The sequence below is a fragment of the Streptomyces sp. NBC_00075 genome, assembly GCF_045041225.1.
GTDB classification, from domain to species: domain Bacteria; phylum Actinomycetota; class Actinomycetes; order Streptomycetales; family Streptomycetaceae; genus Streptomyces; species Streptomyces adonidis.
In genome coordinates, this window is sequence record NZ_CP108243.1 from 1,053,292 (window position 1) to 1,073,312 (window position 20,021).

Annotated in this window: 14 protein-coding genes; 10 read left to right on the forward strand and 4 right to left on the reverse strand. The window is 70.0% G+C overall.

The annotated features are described in order from the left end of the window. Positions 1-110 precede the first annotated feature (110 nt). Together OG787_RS04740 and OG787_RS04745 are read right to left on the reverse strand one after the other, a co-directional pair. Entirely contained in the window at positions 111-2,384 is a 2,274-nt protein-coding gene (locus OG787_RS04740; protein ID WP_405534371.1) for an MMPL family transporter, read from the reverse strand. A gap of 111 nt (positions 2,385-2,495) precedes the next feature. Further along, positions 2,496-4,445 carry an ABC transporter ATP-binding protein gene (locus tag OG787_RS04745; RefSeq protein WP_405540415.1) on the reverse strand — a complete coding sequence of 650 codons (1,950 nt, stop codon included), beginning with the start codon at positions 4,443-4,445 and terminating at the stop codon, positions 2,496-2,498. Positions 4,446-4,589: 144 nt separating this feature from the next. On the opposite strand from OG787_RS04745, the gene OG787_RS04750 reads away from it, so the two are divergent. The 3 genes from OG787_RS04750 to OG787_RS04760 all read left to right on the forward strand — a co-directional run bounded on the left by OG787_RS04750 (position 4,590) and on the right by OG787_RS04760 (position 8,117). Then, entirely contained in the window at positions 4,590-5,567 is a 978-nt protein-coding gene (locus OG787_RS04750) for a YbhN family protein (protein ID WP_405534372.1), read from the forward strand. Positions 5,568-5,630: 63 nt separating this feature from the next. Further along, positions 5,631-6,818, forward strand: a complete 1,188-nt coding sequence (locus OG787_RS04755) for a GTP-binding protein (protein ID WP_405534373.1) — start codon at positions 5,631-5,633, stop codon at positions 6,816-6,818. Between the two features lie 201 nt (positions 6,819-7,019). After that, positions 7,020-8,117: a mechanosensitive ion channel family protein gene (locus OG787_RS04760; RefSeq protein WP_369032153.1), complete on the forward strand. Its 1,098-nt coding sequence runs from the start codon at positions 7,020-7,022 to the stop codon at positions 8,115-8,117. Positions 8,118-8,124: 7 nt separating this feature from the next. Here OG787_RS04760 and OG787_RS04765 read toward each other — a convergent pair whose 3' ends face one another. Next, the gene (locus tag OG787_RS04765) at positions 8,125-9,687 is read right to left on the reverse strand and encodes a M1 family metallopeptidase (RefSeq protein ID WP_405534374.1); all 1,563 of its coding nucleotides are present in this window, start codon (positions 9,685-9,687) and stop codon (positions 8,125-8,127) included. 211 nt (positions 9,688-9,898) lie between these two features. On the opposite strand from OG787_RS04765, the gene OG787_RS04770 reads away from it, so the two are divergent. Then, on the forward strand, positions 9,899-12,115 hold the full coding sequence (locus OG787_RS04770) for an NADP-dependent isocitrate dehydrogenase (RefSeq protein ID WP_369032151.1): 2,217 nt from the start codon (positions 9,899-9,901) through the stop codon (positions 12,113-12,115). 124 nt (positions 12,116-12,239) lie between these two features. On the opposite strand, the gene OG787_RS04775 is transcribed toward OG787_RS04770, so the two are convergent. Further along, positions 12,240-13,010, reverse strand: a complete 771-nt coding sequence (locus OG787_RS04775; protein ID WP_405534375.1) for a FadR/GntR family transcriptional regulator — start codon at positions 13,008-13,010, stop codon at positions 12,240-12,242. Between the two features lie 283 nt (positions 13,011-13,293). Between OG787_RS04775 and OG787_RS04780 the strand changes: the two genes are divergently transcribed. Genes OG787_RS04780 through OG787_RS04805 form a run of 6 tightly spaced genes read left to right on the forward strand, consistent with a single transcriptional unit; the run spans position 13,294 to position 20,008 of the window. Continuing rightward, positions 13,294-14,190, forward strand: coding sequence for a proline iminopeptidase-family hydrolase (locus OG787_RS04780; protein ID WP_369032149.1), 897 nt, complete (start codon positions 13,294-13,296; stop codon positions 14,188-14,190). Positions 14,191-14,248: 58 nt separating this feature from the next. Beyond that, positions 14,249-15,976, forward strand: a complete 1,728-nt coding sequence (locus OG787_RS04785; protein WP_405534376.1) for an ABC transporter substrate-binding protein — start codon at positions 14,249-14,251, stop codon at positions 15,974-15,976. After that, on the forward strand, positions 15,973-17,004 hold the full coding sequence (locus tag OG787_RS04790; protein ID WP_405534377.1) for an ABC transporter permease: 1,032 nt from the start codon (positions 15,973-15,975) through the stop codon (positions 17,002-17,004). Before OG787_RS04785 ends, OG787_RS04790 begins: the two co-directional genes overlap by 4 nt. A gap of 4 nt (positions 17,005-17,008) precedes the next feature. Continuing rightward, complete coding sequence (locus OG787_RS04795) at positions 17,009-17,977, forward strand: ABC transporter permease (protein ID WP_369032146.1); 969 nt, start codon at positions 17,009-17,011, stop codon at positions 17,975-17,977. Then, positions 17,970-18,998 carry an ABC transporter ATP-binding protein gene (locus OG787_RS04800; RefSeq protein ID WP_369032145.1) on the forward strand — a complete coding sequence of 343 codons (1,029 nt, stop codon included), beginning with the start codon at positions 17,970-17,972 and terminating at the stop codon, positions 18,996-18,998. Before OG787_RS04795 ends, OG787_RS04800 begins: the two co-directional genes overlap by 8 nt. Further along, the gene (locus OG787_RS04805; RefSeq protein WP_369032143.1) at positions 18,995-20,008 is read left to right on the forward strand and encodes an ABC transporter ATP-binding protein; all 1,014 of its coding nucleotides are present in this window, start codon (positions 18,995-18,997) and stop codon (positions 20,006-20,008) included. The genes OG787_RS04800 and OG787_RS04805 overlap by 4 nt, the downstream gene beginning before the upstream one ends. Positions 20,009-20,021 lie beyond the last annotated feature (13 nt).

The following is a 20,021-nucleotide window of genomic DNA, read 5'->3' on the forward strand; positions in this document are numbered from 1 at the left end:
CTCCGGGGGAAGGGCGTGAGCCCATGGTGGACGACACGGCACGAAATGCCGCATGGGCCGCCCGTGGCCTTCGCCACGGGCGGCCCTGGGAGGGGCCGAGGCCGGCCCGGTCAGACGCGGGCCTCGACCGGCTCGTCCGGGGACGGGTCCGGTACGGAGGCGGGTCCCTGGCGGCTGCTGAGGGCCTCGCCCTCCACGTCGACGCGAGGCAGCAGCCGGTCGAGTCGGCGGGGCAGCCACCAGGCCCTGTCGCCGAGCAGGGCGAGGACGGCGGGCACGAGCGCCATCCGGACGACGAACGCGTCGAGGAGTACGGCGGTGGCCAGGCCGAACCCGATCATCTTGATCATGGAGTCGTGCTCGCCGATGAAGCCCGCGAAGACGGCGATCATGATCAGCGCGGCGGCCACGACGACCCGGGCGCTGTGCCGGAATCCGGAGACGACCGCCTGCTCGGCCGACTCGCCGTGGACGTACGCCTCCCGCATGCGGGACACGAGGAAGACCTCGTAGTCCATGGCGAGCCCGAAGACGATGCCGACGAGGAAGATCGGCATCAGGCTCATGATCGGCCCGGTCTGTTCCACACCGAACAGGCCTGCCCCGTGGCCCTGTTGGAAGACCACGACGACCGCGCCGAGCGCTGCGAGGACCGAGAGGAGGAAGCCGAGGGCCGCCTTCAGCGGGACGAGCAGGGACCGGAAGACCACCAGCAGGAGGACGACCGCCAGGCCGACCACGGTGATCAGGTACGGGACCAGCGCCGCCTGGACCTTCGCGGAGATGTCGATGTTCAGGGCCGTGGTGCCGGTGACCTCGAAGGTGGCCCCGTCGGCCGCCGCCTCGGTCGCGGGGCGGGTGTCGCGGATGGTCGTGACGAGGGTCTTGGTCCGCTCGTCGGTGGGGCTGGTGGACGGGGTCGCGGTGAACACGGCGGTGTCCGCCGCGTCGTTGAAGCGCGGCGTCGTGACGGAGACGATCCCCTTCGTGGCACCGATCCTCTCCCCGATGCCCGCCACGGCCGTCTTCGGGTCGGCCACGCCCTTGGCGTCGACCACGATGGTCAGCGGTCCGTTGAAGCCGGGGCCGAAGCCTTCGGCGAGGGCGTCGTAGGCGCGGCGCTCGGTGGTCGAGGTGGACTTGGCCTCGTCGCCCGGCATGCCCAGTTGCAGGGACGTCATCGGTATCGCCAGGGCGCCGAGACCCAGAACGCCCAGGATCAGTACGGGGATCGGGCGGCGCAGCACGAAGCGGGCCCAGCGGGTACCGAGGTTGCTCTCGCCGTCCGGCCGGGACGCGACCCCCTTCTGGGAGGCGGCCGTCTGTTGGGTGGCGGCCACCTTCTCCTGCCGCCTCGCCTCCTTGCGTGCCGTCCTCGGCAGCACGGCGCCCGGCCAGAAGCCCAGCACCGCCGGGACGACGGTCAGGGCGATGACGACGGCGACGACGACCGCGCCGGCCGCCGCGAGACCCATCTTGGTGAGCATCGGGATGCCGACCACCGCGAGTCCGGCCAGGGCGATGACCACGGTGAGGCCCGCGAAGACGACCGCCGATCCGGCCGTGCCCACGGCCAGCCCGGTCGCCTCCTCGGGGGTGTGTCCCTTGGCGCCTTCCTCGCGGTAGCGGGAGACGACGAACAGGGCGTAGTCGATGCCGACCGCGAGGCCCAGCATCATCGCGAGGGTGCCGGTGTTGGTGGACAGGCCGAGGGCGTCGGCCAGGACCGTGATCGTGAACATGGTGATGCCGACACCGAGGATCGCCGTCAGCAGGGGCAGCCCGGCCGCCGCGAGCGAGCCGAAGGTGATCAGCAGCACCACGGCTGCCATCGAGATACCGATGATCTCGGCCACGCCGCCCGGTCCGCCTCCGCCGTCCATCGCGTCGCCGCCCGCCTCGACCGTCAGACCGGCCTCCCGGGCCTGGTCGGCGGCCTTTTCGACGGCCGTCCGGCTGGCGTCGGTGATCTCGGACGACTTCACCTTGTAGGTGACGGTCGCGTACGCCGTCGAGGCGTCCTTGCTCACCGCCTTCGACGTGAACGGGTCGGCGACACCGGCGACCTGGGTGCCGTCGCCCAGGGCGTCCACGGCCTCCTCGACGGCCTTCCTGTTCTCGGTGGCGGTGACCTTCTGTCCGTCCGGGGCGACGAACACCACCCGGGCGGTGGCGCCGTCGGCGGCGGCGCCGGGAAAACGCTCTCCCATCAGGTCGAACGCCTTCTGCGACTCGATGCCGGGCATCGAGAACTCCTCGTCGGCGGCCCCCGGCGCCCGCAGGGCGCCCAGCCCCACGGCGGTCAGTACGGCCAGCCAGGCCAGGACGACGTAACCGCGCCGCCGGAAGGCCAGACGGCCCAGTCGATACAGAAAAGTAGCCACGTAAGGGGACCTCACCTCGGGTTTCACGTACCCGAACAGGCTGTCCCGTCGAGGGCCCTGCGGTCGTCGTCCCAGTACTGGCACTTGGACCTACCGAAACGGGAGGAGCACCTACCGAAACGGCAGTACATCGGTGGCGGTCTGTCTCCTGCTCAGGTATGCCGTCGCGTCCTCCGGTACGTCCGTCACCGACGGGCCGGTCTCCGTCCGGTCGCCGAACTGCGTCCGGTACAGCTGTGCGTACCGGCCGTCCAGGGCCAGGAGTTCGTCGTGCGTGCCGCGTTCCAGGATGCGGCCGGCCTCGATCACGAGGATCAGGTCGGCCGCGCGGATCGTGGAGAGGCGGTGGGCGATCACGACGGCCGTGCGGTCGGACAGGGCTTCCGCCAGGGCCTCCTGGACCGCGGCCTCCGAGGTGTTGTCGAGGTGGGCCGTCGCCTCGTCGAGGACGACGACGCGCTGGCGGGCCAGGAGCAGCCGGGCGATGGTCATGCGCTGGCGTTCGCCGCCGGAGAGGCGGTAGCCGCGTTCGCCGACCACCGTGTCCAGGCCGTCGGGCAGCGCGCGGACCAGGTCGTCGAGGCGGGCCCGGGTCAGGGCCTCCCACAGCTCGTCGTCCGTCGCGGTGGGGCGGGCGAGGGCCAGGTTGGCGCGCACGGTGTCGTGGAAGAGGTGGCCGTCCTGGGTGACCATGCCGAGGGTGCCGCGCAGGGAGGCGGCGCTCAGGTCGCGGACGTCGACGCCGCCGATGCGTACGGCGCCCTCGTCGGTGTCGTACAGGCGGGGCAGGAGTTGTCCGATGGTCGACTTTCCGGCGCCGGAGGAGCCGACGAGGGCGATGGTCTGGCCGGGTTCGGCGCGGAAACTGACGCCGTGCAGGACCTCCGTGCCGCCTCGGGTGTCCAGGGCGGCCACTTCCTCCAGGGAGGCGAGGGAGACGCGGTCGGCGGCGGGGTAGGCGAAGCGGACGTTGTCGAACTCCACCGCGACCGGGCCCTCGGGGACCTCGCGGGCGTCCGGTTTCTCCTCGATGAGGGGCTTCAGGTCGAGCACCTCGAAGACGCGCTCGAAGCTCACCAGGGCGCTCATCACCTCGACGCGTGCCCCTGCGAGCGCCGTGAGCGGCGCGTACATCCGGGTCAGGAGGAGCGCGAGCGCGACGACGGCGCCCGGTTCCAGGGTGCCGCGCAGGGCGAACCAGCCGCCGAGTCCGTAGACCAGGGCGAGTGCCAGGGCGGACACCAGGGTGAGGGCGGTGATGAAGGCCGACTGCGCGAGGGCGGTCCGTACGCCGATGTCCCGTACCCGGCGGGCGCGGGCCGCGAACTGGGCGGACTCCTCGTCGGGCCGTCCGAAGAGCTTGACGAGGGTGGCGCCGGGGGCCGAGAAGCGCTCGGTCATCCGGGTGCCCATCGACGCGTTGAGGTCGGCGGCCTCGCGCTGGAGCCGGGCCATCCGGCTGCCCATCCGGCGGGCGGGGACGACGAACACCGGCAGCAGGACGAGGGCGAGCAGGGTGATCTGCCAGGACAGGGTGAGCATCACGGCGAGTGTGAGCACCAGCGTGACCAGGTTGCTCACCACCCCGGACAGGGTGTTGCTGAACGCGCGCTGCGCGCCGATGACGTCGTTGTTGAGCCGGGAGACCAGTGCTCCCGTGCGGGTGCGGGTGAAGAAGGCGACCGGCATGCGCTGCACATGGTCGAACACGGCCGTCCGCAGATCGAGGATGAGTCCTTCCCCGAGCTTCGCCGAGAGCCAGCGGCCGAGAATCCCGAGGGCCGCTTCGGCGACCGCGATGAGCGCGATCAGCAGCGCGAGCCGGACGACCGTGCTCTCGTCGCCGCCCGACACGATCGTGTCGACGACGCGGCCGGCGAGGACGGGGGTCGCGACGGCGAGCAGCGCGGTCAGCACACTCAGGACGACGAAGCGCGTGATGCGGCGGCGGTGCGGGCGTGCGAACTCGGCGATGCGGCGCAGGGTCGCGCGGGCGAAGGGGCGCCGCTCCTGATGGGCGGTCATGACGCTCTGAAGCTGCGTCCAGGCGGTGGTTTCCATGCTCATGGCAGCGACCGTACGACCTCAAGCAACATTGAGGTCAAGCGTCGGCGGTCCGCCCCTCTCCGCCGTTGCCCGGGTGGACAGCCAAAGGTCGTGCTCCCGCAACCCGATGTTGGTGCGGTGCGGAAAACCTCTCCGAACGTGACCGTGGTTTCTCCCTCCCCGTCCTCCCCCGCTCCGCCCCGACGTCGGCGCATACCGGTGCGCCAGATCCTGTGCCTGCTTCCTCTCGCTCTCGTCACCGTGGTGGCGGTGCGTCACCGGGACGTGCTCGCCGCGGGCTTCGGCCATCTGGCGAGCGCCAAGTGGCCCTGGCTGCTGGCGGCGGCCTGCGCGACCTGTCTGACCTGGGTGGCCGCCGCCGTCAGCCGACAGGGTGCCGTCGTCGAGCGGCTGCCCCGACTGCGGCTGCTCGCCACGCAGTTCGCGGCGGGCTCGGCCAACCATCTGCTGCCGACGGGGCTCGGCGCGAGCGCGGTGAACCTGCGGTTCATGACGGTGTGCGGTCTGCCGCTGGCCCGTTCCTCGGCGGCGCTCGCCCTGTATCTGCTGGCGGAGGTCGTCGGCCGGCTGGGTCTGCTGGCCGCCCTGCTGATCGCGTTCCCGCACGCCCTGAAACTCGGCGGCCTCGTCCCCGACTCGGCGCTCGGCCCGCTGCTCATCGGCATCTGTACGGTCCTGCTGGTGGCGGCGGGCGCGCTGGCCTGCGTACGCCGGCTGCGCACGGCCGCGCTCTCCTTCCTGCGCACGGCGCTCGGCGAGGCCCGATCCGTGCACATGCGACCGTCGCGGGCCCTTGCACTGTGGGGTGGTTCGCTGGCGTTCCCGGCGTTGCAGGCCGCCGGACTGGCCGCCGTGGGGATGGCGTTGGGGCTGCCGGTGCCGCCCTGGCACATGGCGCTCGCCTACCTCGCCGCGACGGTCGCCGTGGCGCTGATACCCACGCCCGGCGGTATCGGCTCGGTCGAGGCGGCGCTGATCGTGGCCCTGGTCGCGGTGGGCGCGCCGGTGACGGTCGCCACGGCGGTGGTGCTGGCGTTCCGGATCATCACCGTCTGGGTGCCGCTGCTGCCGGGGGCGTTGACGCTGGGGGCGCTGGTGCGGCTCAAGGTGATCTGACGCCCGAGCTGACACCCGAGACCGTTTGTGAAAATGGTTTCCAATAAGCTAGCGTGCGGAGGCATGCCCACCACTTCCGCCGGCCCCCGGCTGCCCGTGACCGTGCTCTCCGGCTTTCTCGGCGCCGGAAAGACGACGCTGCTCAACCACCTTCTCGGCAACCGTCAGGGCCTGCGGGTCGCGGTCATCGTGAACGACATGAGCGAGATCAACATCGACGCGTCCCTCGTCCGGGACGGCGGCGCCCTCTCCCGTACGGAGGAGCGGCTGGTGGAGATGACCAACGGCTGCATCTGCTGCACCCTGCGGGACGATCTCCTGGAGGAGGTCGAGAAGCTCGCCCGCGCCGGCCGCTTCGACTACTTGCTCATCGAGAGCTCCGGAATCTCCGAACCCATGCCCGTCGCGGCCACCTTCGCCTTCGGTCGCGACGACGGCGCGAGCCTGCTGGACGTGTCCCGGCTCGACACCATGGTCACAGTCGTGGACGCGGTGAACTTCCTGCCCGAACTGGACCGCGGCGACGACCTGCTGGAGCGCGGGATCACCCCCGTCGAGGGCGACGAGCGCACGGTGAGCGATCTGCTCGTCGACCAGATCGAGTTCGCCGACGTCATCCTCCTCAACAAGACGGACCTGGTCCCCGAGGAGACGGCGGACCGCCTGGAGGCGACCCTGCGGCGCCTCAATCCGGCCGCCCGTGTGCACCGCACGGTCCGCGGCACGATCGACCCCGCCGAACTCCTCGGCACCGGCCTGTTCGACCTGGAGAAGGCCGAGCAGGCCCCGGGCTGGGTGGCCGAGTTGAACGGCGACCACGTCCCGGAGACGGAGGAGTACGGCATCTCCTCGCTCGTCCTGCGCGACCCGCGCCCCTTCCACCCGACCCGCCTCTGGGACCTCCTCACCGGCCCGCTCGACACGGGCGAATACGGCCAGGTGCTGCGCTCCAAGGGCTTCTTCACCCTCGCCTCCCGCCCCGGCACGACAGGACTGTGGTCGCAGGCGGGCGCGGTGGCCCGCTTCGAACCTCTGGCGGCGGGCGGCGAATCCCCCGTACAGGGCCAGGAGTTGGTGTTCATCGGCACCGATCTGCGCCGTCAGTCGCTGCGACTGGCGCTTTCGCGCTGCCTGTTGACGGAGGCGGAACTGGCCGTGTACGCAGGTGACTTGGCACACACTGCGTACGAGGACCCCTTCCCCGTATGGGAGGTGCACCCTGCGGACGTCTGCGATGCGCTCCCCGTCTGAGCTGCTCGATGGCGGGTTCCGCACCGCTCGGTGCCGAGCGGTCGATCGGATGCGGCAGGATGAGTGATCACCGGACTTCGTACAGACGTCCGGACTTTGATCGCATTCTCAAGACGTTTCGAACAGGTGGCACGTGACGAGACTTCACATCCGGCCGTCGGTGGCGCGGGGCGCCGCAGATCCACTCCTCGGAGGTGACCGGTGAAGCGAGAACTCACCGTGGACGATCTGGTCGTCGCGGGCATCGCCGTGGCCGTGGGCCTGCTGGCGGCCTTCCTGCTGCGGATGCTGCTGCGCTGGCTGGGCAGGCACGCGGACCGCACCCGCTGGAGCGGGGACGACGTCATCGTGGACGCGGTGCGCACGGTGGTGCCCTGGTCGGCGTTCACCGCCGGCGTGGCGGTGGCCGCCGCGGCGCTGCCGCTGACGAAGACCGTCGGACACAACGTCAACCAGACACTGACCGTGCTGCTGATCGGCGTCACGACGCTGACGGTCGCCAGAGTGGTCAGCACCCTGGTGCGGACGGTCACCCAGTCCAGGTCGGCGGTCGCCGGATCGGCGACGATCTTCGTCAACATCATCAGGGTCGTCATCCTGGCCCTGGGTTTCCTGGTCGTGCTACAGACACTGGGCGTGTCCATAGCGCCGATGCTCACCGCCCTGGGAGTCGGCGGTCTGGCCGTCGCGCTCGCCCTCCAGGACACCCTCGCCAACCTCTTCGCGGGCATCCACATCCTGGCCTCGAAGACCGTCCAGCCCGGTGACTACATCCGGCTGAGCAGCGGCGAGGAGGGATACGTCGAGGACATCAACTGGCGGCAGACGACGGTCCGCAACCTCTCCAACAACCTGGTCGTCATCCCCAACGGGGAGCTCGCCAAGACGAACATGACCAACTTCATGCGTCCCGAGCAGATGCTGACGATCCTGGTCCAGGCCGGGGTGGCGTACGACAGCGACCTGGAGCACGTCGAGAAGGTGACCATCGAGGTCGTCGCCGAGGTGATGACCGAGATCACCGGCGCCGTCCCCGACCACGAGCCGCTCGTCCGGTTCCACACCTTCGGCGACTCGCGGATCGGGTTCACCGTCATCCTGGGCGTCGGCGAGTTCAGCGACCAGTTCCGGATCAAGCACGAGTTCATCAAGCGCCTGCACAAGCGCTACCGCGCGGAGGGCATCCGGATCCCGGCGCCCACCCGCACGGTGGCTTTGCAGCAGGGCGCGGTGGTGATCCCGCAGCAGCGCGGCACCGAGGTCGAGCCGGGCGAGATGTCCTCGGCCCGGCTCGACTGAGGGTGCGTCAGAGGGTCGCCGAGTTGTCGTGGTGACCGGCCGCCGTACGGCTGCGCGGAGCGAGTGACGTGGTCACCGGGGTGACCGTCCAGTCCGGGTGACCGGGCATCCGCGGTGTCGTGGTGCCGTACAGCCAGTCCCGCAGGAAGCCGGACAGGTCCTGGCCGGAGACCTCGGAGGCGACCGAGATGTAGTTCTCGGTCGTCGCCGAGGCGCCCCGGTAGCGGTCGAGGAAGGTGCGCTCGATCGCGGTGAAGGTGGCCTCGCCGACGAGTTGGCGCAGCGCGTAGAGGACGAGGACACCGCCCAGATAGCGCTGGCTGTCGAAGAGGTTGGCCTCGTTCGGCGCCGCGACCGGCCCGGAGTCGTGGCGCCACTGGTCGCCGCGCGCGTACGTGTTCTTCATCCGGGCTTCCATGGTGGTCAGGCCGATGGAGTCGGCCCAGCCGCGCTCGTAGCGGTAGAGCAGCCCGTAGAAGTCGGCGTGGCCCTCGTTGATCCACAGGTCGGCCCAGGTGCCGGGGCTGACGCTGTTGCCGAAGTAGGAGTGGACCAGCTCGTGCATCATGTGCGAGCCGATCTTCGATTCCTCCTGGAGGAGGTAGTTCGGCTTGTAGAGCGTGAGGGTCTGTGTCTCCAGGCCCGTGAAGTCGAAGGCGGCCGGGTCGTCGGAGTTGCACGGCAGCAGACCGTACGTCTCGAACGGGTAGGCGCCGAGCCGCTGTTCGACCCACGCCACCAGGTTCGGGGTGAGCGCCAGCGCCGGTTCGAGGGCCTCGGCGCGCGCGACCGGGACGACGTCCCGCAGGGGCAGCCCGTGCGGGCCCTGCCGGTCCCTGATCACGTAGTCGCCGACGGTGATCTGCACGATCTCGGTGGCGATCGGCGAGCGCGAGCGGTAGGTGTACGCGGTCCGGTCACCGCTCAGGCTCTCGGTGCGGACGAGGGCGCCGCTGGCGACTCCGCGCAGGTTGTTCGGGACGGTGAGCCGGAAGGTGAAGTCGGCCTTGTCGACCGGGTGGTCGTTGCACGGGAAGACGGTGTGCGCGGAGTTGGGCTGCGGGCACACCGCGAAGCCGTCGGGGGTGGCGACCCAGGCGGTGTGGCTCAGGACGCGGCGCGGGTCGGCGCCGTACTCGACACAGACCGTCGTCCAGGTGCCCTTCCGCAGCGTCCGGGCGGGGGTGATCCTCAGCTTCTCGTCGACCTGCTCGTACGTGGCCGTGCGGCCGTCGACGCGGACGGAGCGGATGTCCAGGCCGAGGGAGTCGAGCGAGAACCGGGTCAGGGCCTGGGTGGTGCGGATGCGCAGGGTCGCCTTGCCGTCGACCAGCTTGGTCGTGGCGTCGTAGGCGAGGTCGAGGTGGTAGTCGGAGACGCGGTAGCCGTCGTTCCCGAGGCTCGGGTAGACGGGGTCACCGAGGGTCTCGGGGCCCGGTCCGGCGCTTCCCCCGGAAGCACCCTTGGTGGTCCCCCCGGACGCCGCGTGGGCCGAGGGAGCCAGGGTCGTCGCCGCGGCCGTGCCGAGCAGAACAACCGCCGGTGCCGTCAGTCTGGTGCGATATCTCATGATTCGCTTTCGCTCGGGCGGCCGGGTGGTCAAGGCCGGCCGCCGGATCTTGTGTGCGGGTCTACCACCTAGACCACAAGATCGGCGGAATCGGTTGCACGCCTGTCCGAACGGACTGCAATCGAGTTCGGTACAGACCGCTGTCGAGTGAGACCCGATCACGAGATATCTTGATGTCGAGCAATGTTGCAGACGTGGAGCGGAGCACCCGGTGACTGACTCGACCATCATTTACACGCACACTGACGAGGCGCCCGCCCTGGCGACCCACTCGTTCCTGCCCGTGATCCAGGCGTACGCCTCGCAGGCCGGGGTGAACGTCGAGACCCGGGACATCTCGCTGGCCGGCCGCATCATCGCCGTCTTCCCGGAGTACCTGGAGGAGGGCCAGCGCATCGCGGACGCCCTCGCCGAGCTGGGTGAGCTGGCGAAGACGCCCGAGGCGAACATCATCAAGCTGCCGAACGTGTCGGCGTCGATCCCGCAGCTCAAGGCCGCCGTCGCGGAGCTTCAGAGCCAGGGCTACGCGCTGCCCGACTACCCGGACGACCCGAAGTCCGACGAGGAGCGCGACATCCGCGCCCGCTACGACAAGATCAAGGGTTCCGCCGTGAACCCGGTCCTGCGTGAGGGCAACTCGGACCGCCGCGCCCCCGCCTCCGTGAAGAACTACGCCAAGACCCACCCGCACCGCATGGGCGCCTGGACCTCGGAGTCCAAGACGAACGTGGCGACGATGGGCCAGAACGACTTCCGCTCCACCGAGAAGTCCGCGGTGATCTCCGAGGCCGGTTCGCTGCGCATCGAGCTGGTGGGCGAGGACGGCTCGACCAGCGTCCTGCGCGAGTCCGTACCCGTCCTCGCGGACGAGGTCGTCGATGCCTCCGTGCTGCACGTCGCCGCGCTGCGCGAGTTCCTCACCGCGCAGATCGCCCGCGCCAAGGCCGAGGGCGTGCTGTTCTCCGTCCACCTCAAGGCCACGATGATGAAGGTCTCCGACCCGATCATCTTCGGTCACGTCGTACGCGCCTTCTTCCCGAAGACGTTCGCGCAGTACGGCGAGACGCTCGCCGCGGCCGGGCTGTCCCCGAACGACGGTCTCGGCGGCATCTACAAGGGCCTGGAGGCCCTCCCCGACGGCACCGCGATCAAGGCGTCCTTCGACGCCGAGCTGGCCGAGGGCCCGGCGCTGGCCATGGTCGACTCCGACAAGGGGATCACCAACCTGCACGTGCCGTCCGACGTCATCGTCGACGCGTCGATGCCGGCCATGATCCGCACCTCCGGCCACATGTGGGGCCCGGACGGCGCCGAGGCCGACACCCTCGCGGTCCTCCCGGACTCCTCCTACGCCGGCGTCTACCAGGTCGCGATCGACGACTGCCGCGCCAACGGCGCCTACGACCCGTCGACCATGGGCTCCGTCCCGAACGTCGGTCTGATGGCGCAGAAGGCCGAGGAGTACGGCAGCCACGACAAGACCTTCGAGATCCCGGCCGCCGGTACGGTCCGCCTCGTCGACGAGGCCGGCAACGTGGTCATCGAGCAGGCCGTCGCCGCCGGTGACATCTTCCGCGCCTGCCAGACCAAGGACGCGCCGATCAAGGACTGGGTGAAGCTGGCCGTCACGCGTGCGCGTGCCACCGGCGACCCCGCCGTGTTCTGGCTGGACGAGACCCGCGCGCACGACGCCAACCTGATCGCCAAGGTCAACGCGTACCTGCCGGAGCACGACACCGAGGGCCTGGACATCCGGATCCTCAACCCGGTCGAGGCGACCAAGCTGTCGGTGGAGCGGATCCGGCGCGGCGAGAACACGATCTCGGTGACGGGCAATGTGCTGCGTGACTACCTCACCGACCTGTTCCCGATCCTGGAGCTGGGCACCAGCGCCAAGATGCTGTCGGTCGTCCCGCTGATGGCGGGCGGCGGTCTGTTCGAGACGGGCGCCGGTGGCTCCGCCCCGAAGCACGTCCAGCAGCTCGTCAAGGAGAACTACCTGCGGTGGGACAGCCTGGGTGAGTTCTTCGCGCTCGCGGCCAGCTTCGAGCACCTCGCGACGACGACCGGCAACGCGCGTGCGCAGGTTCTCGCCGACACGCTGGACCGGGCTACGGCGACCTTCCTCAACGAGGACAAGTCGCCCACCCGTCGCGTCGGTGGTATCGACAACCGGGGGAGCCACTTCTTCCTGTCGCTGTACTGGGCGCAGGAGTTGGCCGCACAGACGGATGACGCGGAGCTGGCGAAGTCGTTCGCCTCGTTCGCGTCGGCGTTGACCGCCAACGCGGACGCGATTGTCGCTGAGCTGATCGCCGTTCAGGGCAAGCCCGCCGACATCGGGGGGTACTACCAGCCGGACGTCGAGAAGGCGAAGACGGTCATGCGTCCTTCTGCCACGTGGAACGAGACGCTGGCGACGCTGTAACTCCGCTGGTTCGGCAGTTTGTCTGCTGCGGCCCGGTGGGGGCTTGTCGCGCGGTTCCCCGCGCCCCTTCGGGGCTCGGGGAGCCGCACCGGCGCCCCACCGGGCCGTTCGTTTTCGCTGGCCCTCACGTCGGAGGCGTGGCCCTGACCCTGGCCAGTACCTCGCGGATCATGTCCGCGCTGATGGTGAAGTGTTCGCGGGCCATCTGCTCCGCCCGCTCGGGGTCGCCGGAGGCGATTGCTTCGTAGAGGGCCTTGTGGTCCTCGCCGCCTCGGTGAAAGTGGGTGCGTTCGCCCTTGCCCCAAGGCTCCACCGGAAAGCCGAGGCTGGCGCGGGCCAGTAGGTCGCGGCTGAGCATCGCGATCTGGGGGTTGTGGGTGGCCTCGCAGATGCTGCGGTGGAAGGCGCTGTCGGCGGCGTGTTCCTCGCGCGGGTCGCCTGCGGAGAGGTAGGCCGTCAGGGCCTCGCGCATGGGTACGAGGTCCTCCGGGCGTCGGCGCCTGGCCGCTGTCGCCGCCACCATGCCCTCCACCAGGCCGCGCAGGTCGAAGAGCTGCTCCAGCTCCGCCCAGCGCGGCACCAGGGTGCGCCGGACGGCGGCGCCGGAGGACTCGCTCCAGCTGTCGCGGACGTAGGCGCCGCCGTTGCGGCCGCGCCGGATCTCGATCACGCCGACCGCCTGGAGCCGGCCCACCGCCTCGCGCACCGTGGGGCGGCTCACCCCGAGCAGCGTGATCAGCTCGCGCTCGACCGGCAGCCGCTCCCCCGGCAGGAAGTCGCCGACGGCGATCGCGGTGAGCAGCCGGTCGGAGACCTCGTCGACCGCCGAGGCCACCCGCACCGGACGCAGTTCGGGTGAGGGGGCGCCGGCCCCTGACAGGGCACGGTCGAGCACCCTCGAGAACTCGTCGGCGTGGCCCGACGACTCGGACGACTCGGACGACTCGGACGGCTCCTGCGGCTCCAGTGGCTCTCGTGCGACGGTCAGCGGTCCTCCCCGGTCGGGCGCGGGTTCCGGGCGCGTAAACGCGCAGTTACTTCTGCCGGGCCTGCGCTAAAAGGCCTTAAAAGGTCTTGTGGACTGAGCATTTACCCAAACAGTATGTCAGCCATCCACAGACACCAACCCGTTTAAGACACGGACTGGCCTGATTCTGCCTGCCCCCGGAGGCTTCTCAGTGGCGATCCCCGAACCGAACCACACCGGGACCATCGACTTCAACGGCTGGTCCACCTGGTACCGGATCACCGGCGACCCCGGCCGGACACCGCTGGTGGTCCTGCACGGCGGCCCGGGTGCCGGGCACGACTACACGCTCCGCATCGCGGGCATCGCCCGACAGGGCCGCCCGGTGATCCACTACGACCAGCTCGGCATCGGGCACTCCACCCATCTGCCCGACGAGGGCGCCGACTTCTGGACCGTCCAGCTCTTCCTCGACGAACTCGACAACCTGCTCAAGGAGTTGGGGATCGCCGACGGCTACCACCTGCTCGGCCAGTCCTGGGGCGGCATGCTCGCCGCCGAGCATGCCGTGCGTCGGCCGTCGGGGCTGCGGGGGCTGGTCATCGCCAACTCCCCCGCCTCCATGGAGCTCTGGCTGGCCGGCGCCGCCGAACTCCGTGCCGCGCTGCCGCCCGAGGTCCAGGAGACCCTGCTCGCCCACGAGGCCGCCGGGACCACCGACCACCCCGACTACCAGGCCGCCGAGCAGGTCTTCTACGAGCGCCATGTGTGCCGTACGGTCCCGGTGCCCGCCGAGGTCCAGGCCACCTGGGACAACATCGCGGCCGACCCGACCGTCTACCACACGATGAACGGGCCGAACGAGTTCCATGTCGTCGGCACCATGAAGGACTGGTCGGTCGTCGACCGGCTCCATCTGATCGAGGCGCCGACCCTGCTGGTGTCCGGCCGCTTCGACGAGGCGACGCCCGACACACTGCGGCCCTTCGCCGACCACATCCCCGATGTGCGCTGGCACATGTTCGAGCACTCCAGCCATATGCCGCACGTCGAGGAGGAGGAGCTGTACCTCCGGGTCGTCGGCGACTTCCTCGACTCCACCGACTGAGTCATCCCCCTCACCCTTCATGGTCTTCAACACCCGCTCCACCGACGGGAGTTCCCCGATGCCCCGGACCACCAGACGTACCGTCCTCGCCGCCGTGACCGCCGCCCTCGCCCTCACCGCGACCGCCTGTTCGTCCTCCGACGACGGCGGCTCGTCCGACCCGACCTCGACCGCCGGCGGCGGCGCCCAGTCGAGCGCCTTCCAGCCCGCGCACAAGGGCGGCACACTGAAGCTGGTCGCCCACGCGGCCGCCGGAAGCCTCGATCCGCAGGTCAACTACACGCTCCAGTACTGGCAGTTGTACCAGTCGATGTACGACGGTCTGCTGGCGTTCAAGAAGACCGGCGGGCAGCAGTCGTTCACCGTCGTCCCCGATCTGGCGGCGGCCATGCCGGTGGTCAGCAACGGCGGGAAGACGTACACCTTCACGCTCCGCAAGGGCATCAAGTTCTCCACCGGCAAGGCGGTGACCACGGACGACGTGGTGGCCTCCTTCCAGCGGATATTCAAGGTGTCCAGCCCCACCGCGGGCACCTTCTACAACGGCATCGTCGGCGCGGACGCCTGTCTCAAGACGCCCGCGTCCTGCACGCTCGCCAAGGGTGTCGTCGGTGACGCGGCGGCCGGCACGGTCACCGTCAACCTGACCGCGCCGGACCCGGAGTTCCCGTACAAGCTGGCCGTCCCGCACGCCAGTGTGCTGCCGAAGGACTCGCCGACGAAGGACGCGGGGACCAAGCCGCTGCCGACGACCGGCCCCTACATGGCGGCCTCGTACGACCCGAACCGGGCGCTGAAACTGGTGCGCAACCCGTACTTCAAGGAGTGGTCGCGCGAGGCGCAGCCGCAGGCCTACGCCGACAACGTCGACTACACCTTCGGGCAGACCGTCGAGTCGGAGGTGACCGCCGTGCAGAACGGCTCGGCGGACTGGATGTACGACCCGCCGCCCGCCGACCGGCTGAGCGAGATCGGCACGCAGTACGCCTCCCAGGCGCACGTCAATCCGCTGACCGCGTTCTGGTACGTCACCCTGAACGTCAACTCGGCCCCGTTCAACAACAAGTTGGCGCGTCAGGCCATCAACTGGGCGATCGACCGGGAAGCGGTGGTCGGGCTGTACGGCGGCAAGAACCTCGCCTCTCCCGCGTGCACGATCCTGCCGCCGGGCTTCCCTGGACACGTCGACAAGTGCCAGTACACGAAGGGCGGCGGCAAGACCTGGTCGGCGCCGGATCTCGCCAAGGCGAAGGCGCTGATCAAGCAGTCGGGGACGGCCGGTCAGGAGGTCGGCATCGTCGTCCAGGACGACGAGGTCAACAAGTCGATCGGGCAGTACCTTCAGAGCCTGCTGACCCAGCTCGGCTACAAGGCGACGCTCAAGCCGCTGTCCGGGAACATCCAGTTCACGTACATCCAGAACACCAAGAACAAGGTGCAGTTGGCGCTGACGTCCTGGTACCAGGACTATCCGGCGGCCTCCGACTTCCTCAACGTGCTGCTGTCCTGCGCCTCGTTCCACCCGGGCAGCGACTCCAGCATCAACATCTCCGGGTTCTGCGACAAGGGCATCGACGCGCGGATGCAGACCGCGCTGAAGACCGGGCAGACCGACCAGAAGGCCGCCGACCAGCAGTGGGCGGCCATCGACCAGGACATCATGACCGAGTCACCGGTGGTCCCGGTGATCAACCCGAAGATCATCGACTTCACGTCGAAGCGGGTCGGCAACTACCAGTTCAGCAAGCAGTTCTACATGCTCGTCGGGCAGTTGTGGGTCAAGTGAGCGGCACAACAGCCCAGTTGGCCCCCGTCGAGGCCCGGCGTCGCTCGCCGGGCCCCTGGCGGACCGCCGCCGCCGATCTGTTGCGCAACAGGTCGGCGGTGGCCGCGGCCCTCGTCCTGCTCGCCATCGTCACGGTGACCCTGCTGGCCCCGCTGTATGCCGACCACATCGCGCACACCGACCCGTTCCAGTCCCATGTCTCCGGAACGACGGTCGTGGACGGCAAGAAGGTGCCCGTGCTGACGCCCAGCACCACCGGGCTCGGTCTCGGTGTCACGCCCATCGGGCCCACCTGGGACTTCGGCCACTACTTCCTCGGCGCCGACAACCAGGGCCGGGACGTGATGGCGCGGCTGCTGTACGGCGGTCGTACCAGTCTCTTCATCGGGGTCATGGCCGCGCTGGTGTGCTGTGTCATCGGTACGGCCGTCGGGGTCGTCGCCGGGTACGCGGGCGGGGTCGTCGACGCGGTCATCTCCCGTGTCCTGGACGTCATCTGGGCCTTTCCGGTGTATCTGCTGGCCATCTGTCTGTCCGTGGTCGTGCTCACCGACGGGCTCAGTCTCGGGCCGGTCACCGTCGAGGCCGGGAGTCTGTGGCTGCCGGTCGTGATCATCGCGGCGATCTACGTCCCGTACGTGGCCCGGCCGATGCGTGGGCAGGTGCTGGTGCTGCGGAACAAGGAGTTCATCCAGGCGTCCGTCGGGTCGGGCGCGCCCGCGCTGCGCGTGATGCGCCGGGAGGTGCTGCCGAACGTGCTGCCCACGGCGATCGTGTTCCTGCCGCTGATGACCGCGCTCGCGATGCTCACGGAGTCGGCGCTGTCCTTCCTGTCGGTCGGCGTGCAGCCGCCCGACGCCAGCTGGGGCACGATCATCGAGGACGGCCTCGGGCTGCTGTACACCCGTCCGACCGTGACGATCGCGCCCGGGCTGCTCATCGCGCTGACGACGGCGGCCCTCAACGTCCTCGGCGACGGGGTGCGCGACGCCCTCGACCCGAGCGCCCGGCTGCGGGGAGGGGTGTGATCCGATGCTGTACTTCGCGCTCCGGCGCTTCCTCTCCGCCCTGCTGGTGATGTTCTCGATCAGCGTCCTGGTGTTCCTGATCTTCTTCGCCACCCCGGGAGTCGACCCCGCCGCCCGGATCGCGGGCCGCAACGCCGACCCGGCCACCCTCGCCCAGGTCCGCCACTCCTTCGGCCTCGACCGGCCGCTGCCCGTCCGCTATCTGCTGATGATGCGGCACCTGCTGATCGACCGGGACCTGGAGTCGTTCGTCAACCGCGGCTCGAAGGTCGTCCCGCAGATCGTGCAGGCCATGCCCGTGACGCTGTCGCTGGTCATCGGGGCGGCGGTCATCTGGATGACGGTCGGCATCCTCATGGGCACGGCCGCCGCCGCTCTGCGCGGTACGGCCGCGGACCCGGTGATCATGCTGGTGGGTGTCGTCGGCGTCTCGCTGCCCGCCTACTGGCTCGGCGAGGTCGTCAACCTCCTCACCCAGAAACGCCTGCACGACTCGGTGTTCTCCTGGGTACCGCCACCCGGGTACGTCGAACTGGGCAAGGACCCCGGCCAGTGGGCCCTGCATCTGCTCTTCCCCTGGCTGACCCTGGCGCTGCTGTACGCCGGAATCTACGCCCGGCTGCTGCGCGGCGAGGTCGTCAGCGCGCTCGGCGAGGACTACGTACGCACCGCCCGTGCCAAGGGCCTGTCCGAGCGGCGGATCCTGGTCCGGCACGCGCTGCGCTGCTCGCTCATCCCGATCGTGTCGCTGTTCGGCCTGGACTTCGGCGCACTGGTGGGCGGCGCGGCCCTGCTCACCGAGGTCGTCTTCGGCCTGCCGGGCGTCGGCAAGCTGACCTTCGACGCGCTACAGAACCTGGACCTGCCCGTGATCATGGGGACGGTCATGTACGCGGCGTTCTTCGTGGTCCTCGCCAATGCCCTGGTCGACATCCTGTACGCGCGACTCGATCCGAGGGCCCGCCATGCCTGAACCCCTTCTGGATGTACGGGACTTGCGGATCTCCTTCCGCACCCGCACCGGCACCGTCACCGCCGTGGACGGGCTCTCCTTCTCCGTCGCGCCCGGCGAGATCCTGGGCGTGGTCGGCGAGTCGGGCTCCGGCAAGAGTGTCTCGATGCTGGCCGTGCTGCGGCTGCTGACCAGTCCGAACGTCACCGTCACCGGCCAAGTCCTCTTCCGTGGACGGGACTTGCTCACCCTCCCCGACAAGGAGATGCGGTCGGTGCGCGGCCGGGAGATCGCCATGGTCTTCCAGGACCCGATGACCGCGCTGACGCCGGTCTACACGGTCGGCTGGCAGATCGCCGAGCAGATCCGGGCACACGAGAAGGTGTCCAAGAAGGAGGCGCTCGCGCGGGCGGTCGGACTGCTGTCGGACGTGGGCATCCCGGACGCCGGTTCGCGCGTGAACTCCTACCCGCACGAGTTCTCGGGCGGGATGCGGCAACGGGCGGTCATCGCGATGGCCCTCGCCTGCGGACCTGCGCTGCTGATCGCCGACGAGCCGACCACCGCGCTCGACGTGACCATCCAGGCCCAGATCCTGGACCTGATGCGGGAGTTGAACGCGCGCGGCTCGGCGGTCGTCATCATCACCCACGACATGGGTGTGGTGTCCGAGGTCGCCGACCGGGTGCTGGTCATGTACGGCGGCCGGGCCGCCGAGGAGGGCCCGCGCCGGGCCGTGTTCCACGGTCCCCGACACCCGTACACCTGGGGCCTGCTCGACTCGGTGCCCCGGGTCGGCGGCCCGCGCCTGCGCCGACTGCCCACCATCGCGGGCGTACCCGTGTCTCCGGACAGCGTCCCGGAGGGCTGCGCGTTCGCGCCGCGCTGTCCGGCCCGGCACGACCGGTGCGACGAACGCCCGGTGCTGAGCGGCGAGTCGGGACACCTCGACGCCTGCTGGCTGCCGGCCGGGGAACGCGCTTCGGCCCGCACTGCGGCCCGCTCGACACCGGACACCCTCGACAGGAAGGCGGCGCCGTGACCACGGATCCCCAGGCGGGCGTGCTGCTGCGTGCCACCGACGTCACCAAGCACTACCGTCTGCGCGGTGACTCCCTCACCCGGCGCCACAAGGTGCTGCGGGCCGTGGACGGGGTCTCGCTGGAGGTGCGCCGGGGTGAGACCCTCGGCGTCGTCGGCGAGTCCGGGTGCGGCAAGTCCACCCTGGGGCGCTGTCTCGTCCGGCTCACCGACATCACGGGCGGGCGGGTCGAGTTCGACGGGCAGGACATCACCACCCTGTCCGCGCGCCGGCTGCGCCCCGTACGGCCCGGGATGCAGCTCGTGTTCCAGGACCCGCAGGCCTCCCTGAACCCGCGCCGCCGCGCCGGGGAGATCGTCGCCGAGCCGCTGCTCATCCATCGGTACGGGGACGGCGCCGCCGTCCGGCGGCGGGTGGCCGAGCTGTTCGACGTGGTGGGGTTGTCTGCGGGCCATCTCGATCGCTACCCGCACGAGTTCTCGGGCGGCCAGCGTCAACGCATCGGTATCGCACGGGCGTTGGCGACCTCCCCGAAGCTGATCGTCGCCGACGAGCCGGTGTCCGCGCTCGACGTGTCGATCCAGGCGCAGGTGCTGAACCTGTTCGCGGATCTCCAGGACGAGTTCGGGCTGACGTACGTCTTCATCGCGCACGACCTGGGTGTGGTCCGCCATGTCTCGGACCGGATCGCGGTCATGTACCTCGGCGAGATCGTCGAACTCGCGGACACGGAGACGCTGTACGGGGCTCCCGCGCATCCCTACACCGAGGCGCTGATGTCGGCGGTGCCGGAGATCGACGACGGGACCGGCGACCCGGACGCACCGCGCCGGGAGCGGATCGTCCTCACCGGGGACGTACCCGATCCGGCGGCCAGACCGGCCGGTTGCGCGTTCCACACACGGTGTCCGTACGCGCGGGAGGTGTGTGCGGTGCAGCGCCCCCCGTTGGCCACGACGGCCTCCGGGCGCGCTGTCGCCTGCCACTATCCGCTGGTCGCGGCCGCCTAGGAACAGCAGCGGG

Coding starts and splice junctions, on each gene's coding strand:
- OG787_RS04745 (WP_405540415.1), bottom strand. CDS start 4,445: ATGGAAACCACCGCCTGGACGCAGCTTCAGAGCGTCATGACCGCCCAT.
- OG787_RS04755 (WP_405534373.1), top strand. CDS start 5,631: ATGCCCACCACTTCCGCCGGCCCCCGGCTGCCCGTGACCGTGCTCTCC.
- OG787_RS04765 (WP_405534374.1), bottom strand. CDS start 9,687: ATGAGATATCGCACCAGACTGACGGCACCGGCGGTTGTTCTGCTCGGC.
- OG787_RS04785 (WP_405534376.1), top strand. CDS start 14,249: ATGCCCCGGACCACCAGACGTACCGTCCTCGCCGCCGTGACCGCCGCC.
- OG787_RS04795 (WP_369032146.1), top strand. CDS start 17,009: ATGCTGTACTTCGCGCTCCGGCGCTTCCTCTCCGCCCTGCTGGTGATG.
- OG787_RS04800 (WP_369032145.1), top strand. CDS start 17,970: ATGCCTGAACCCCTTCTGGATGTACGGGACTTGCGGATCTCCTTCCGC.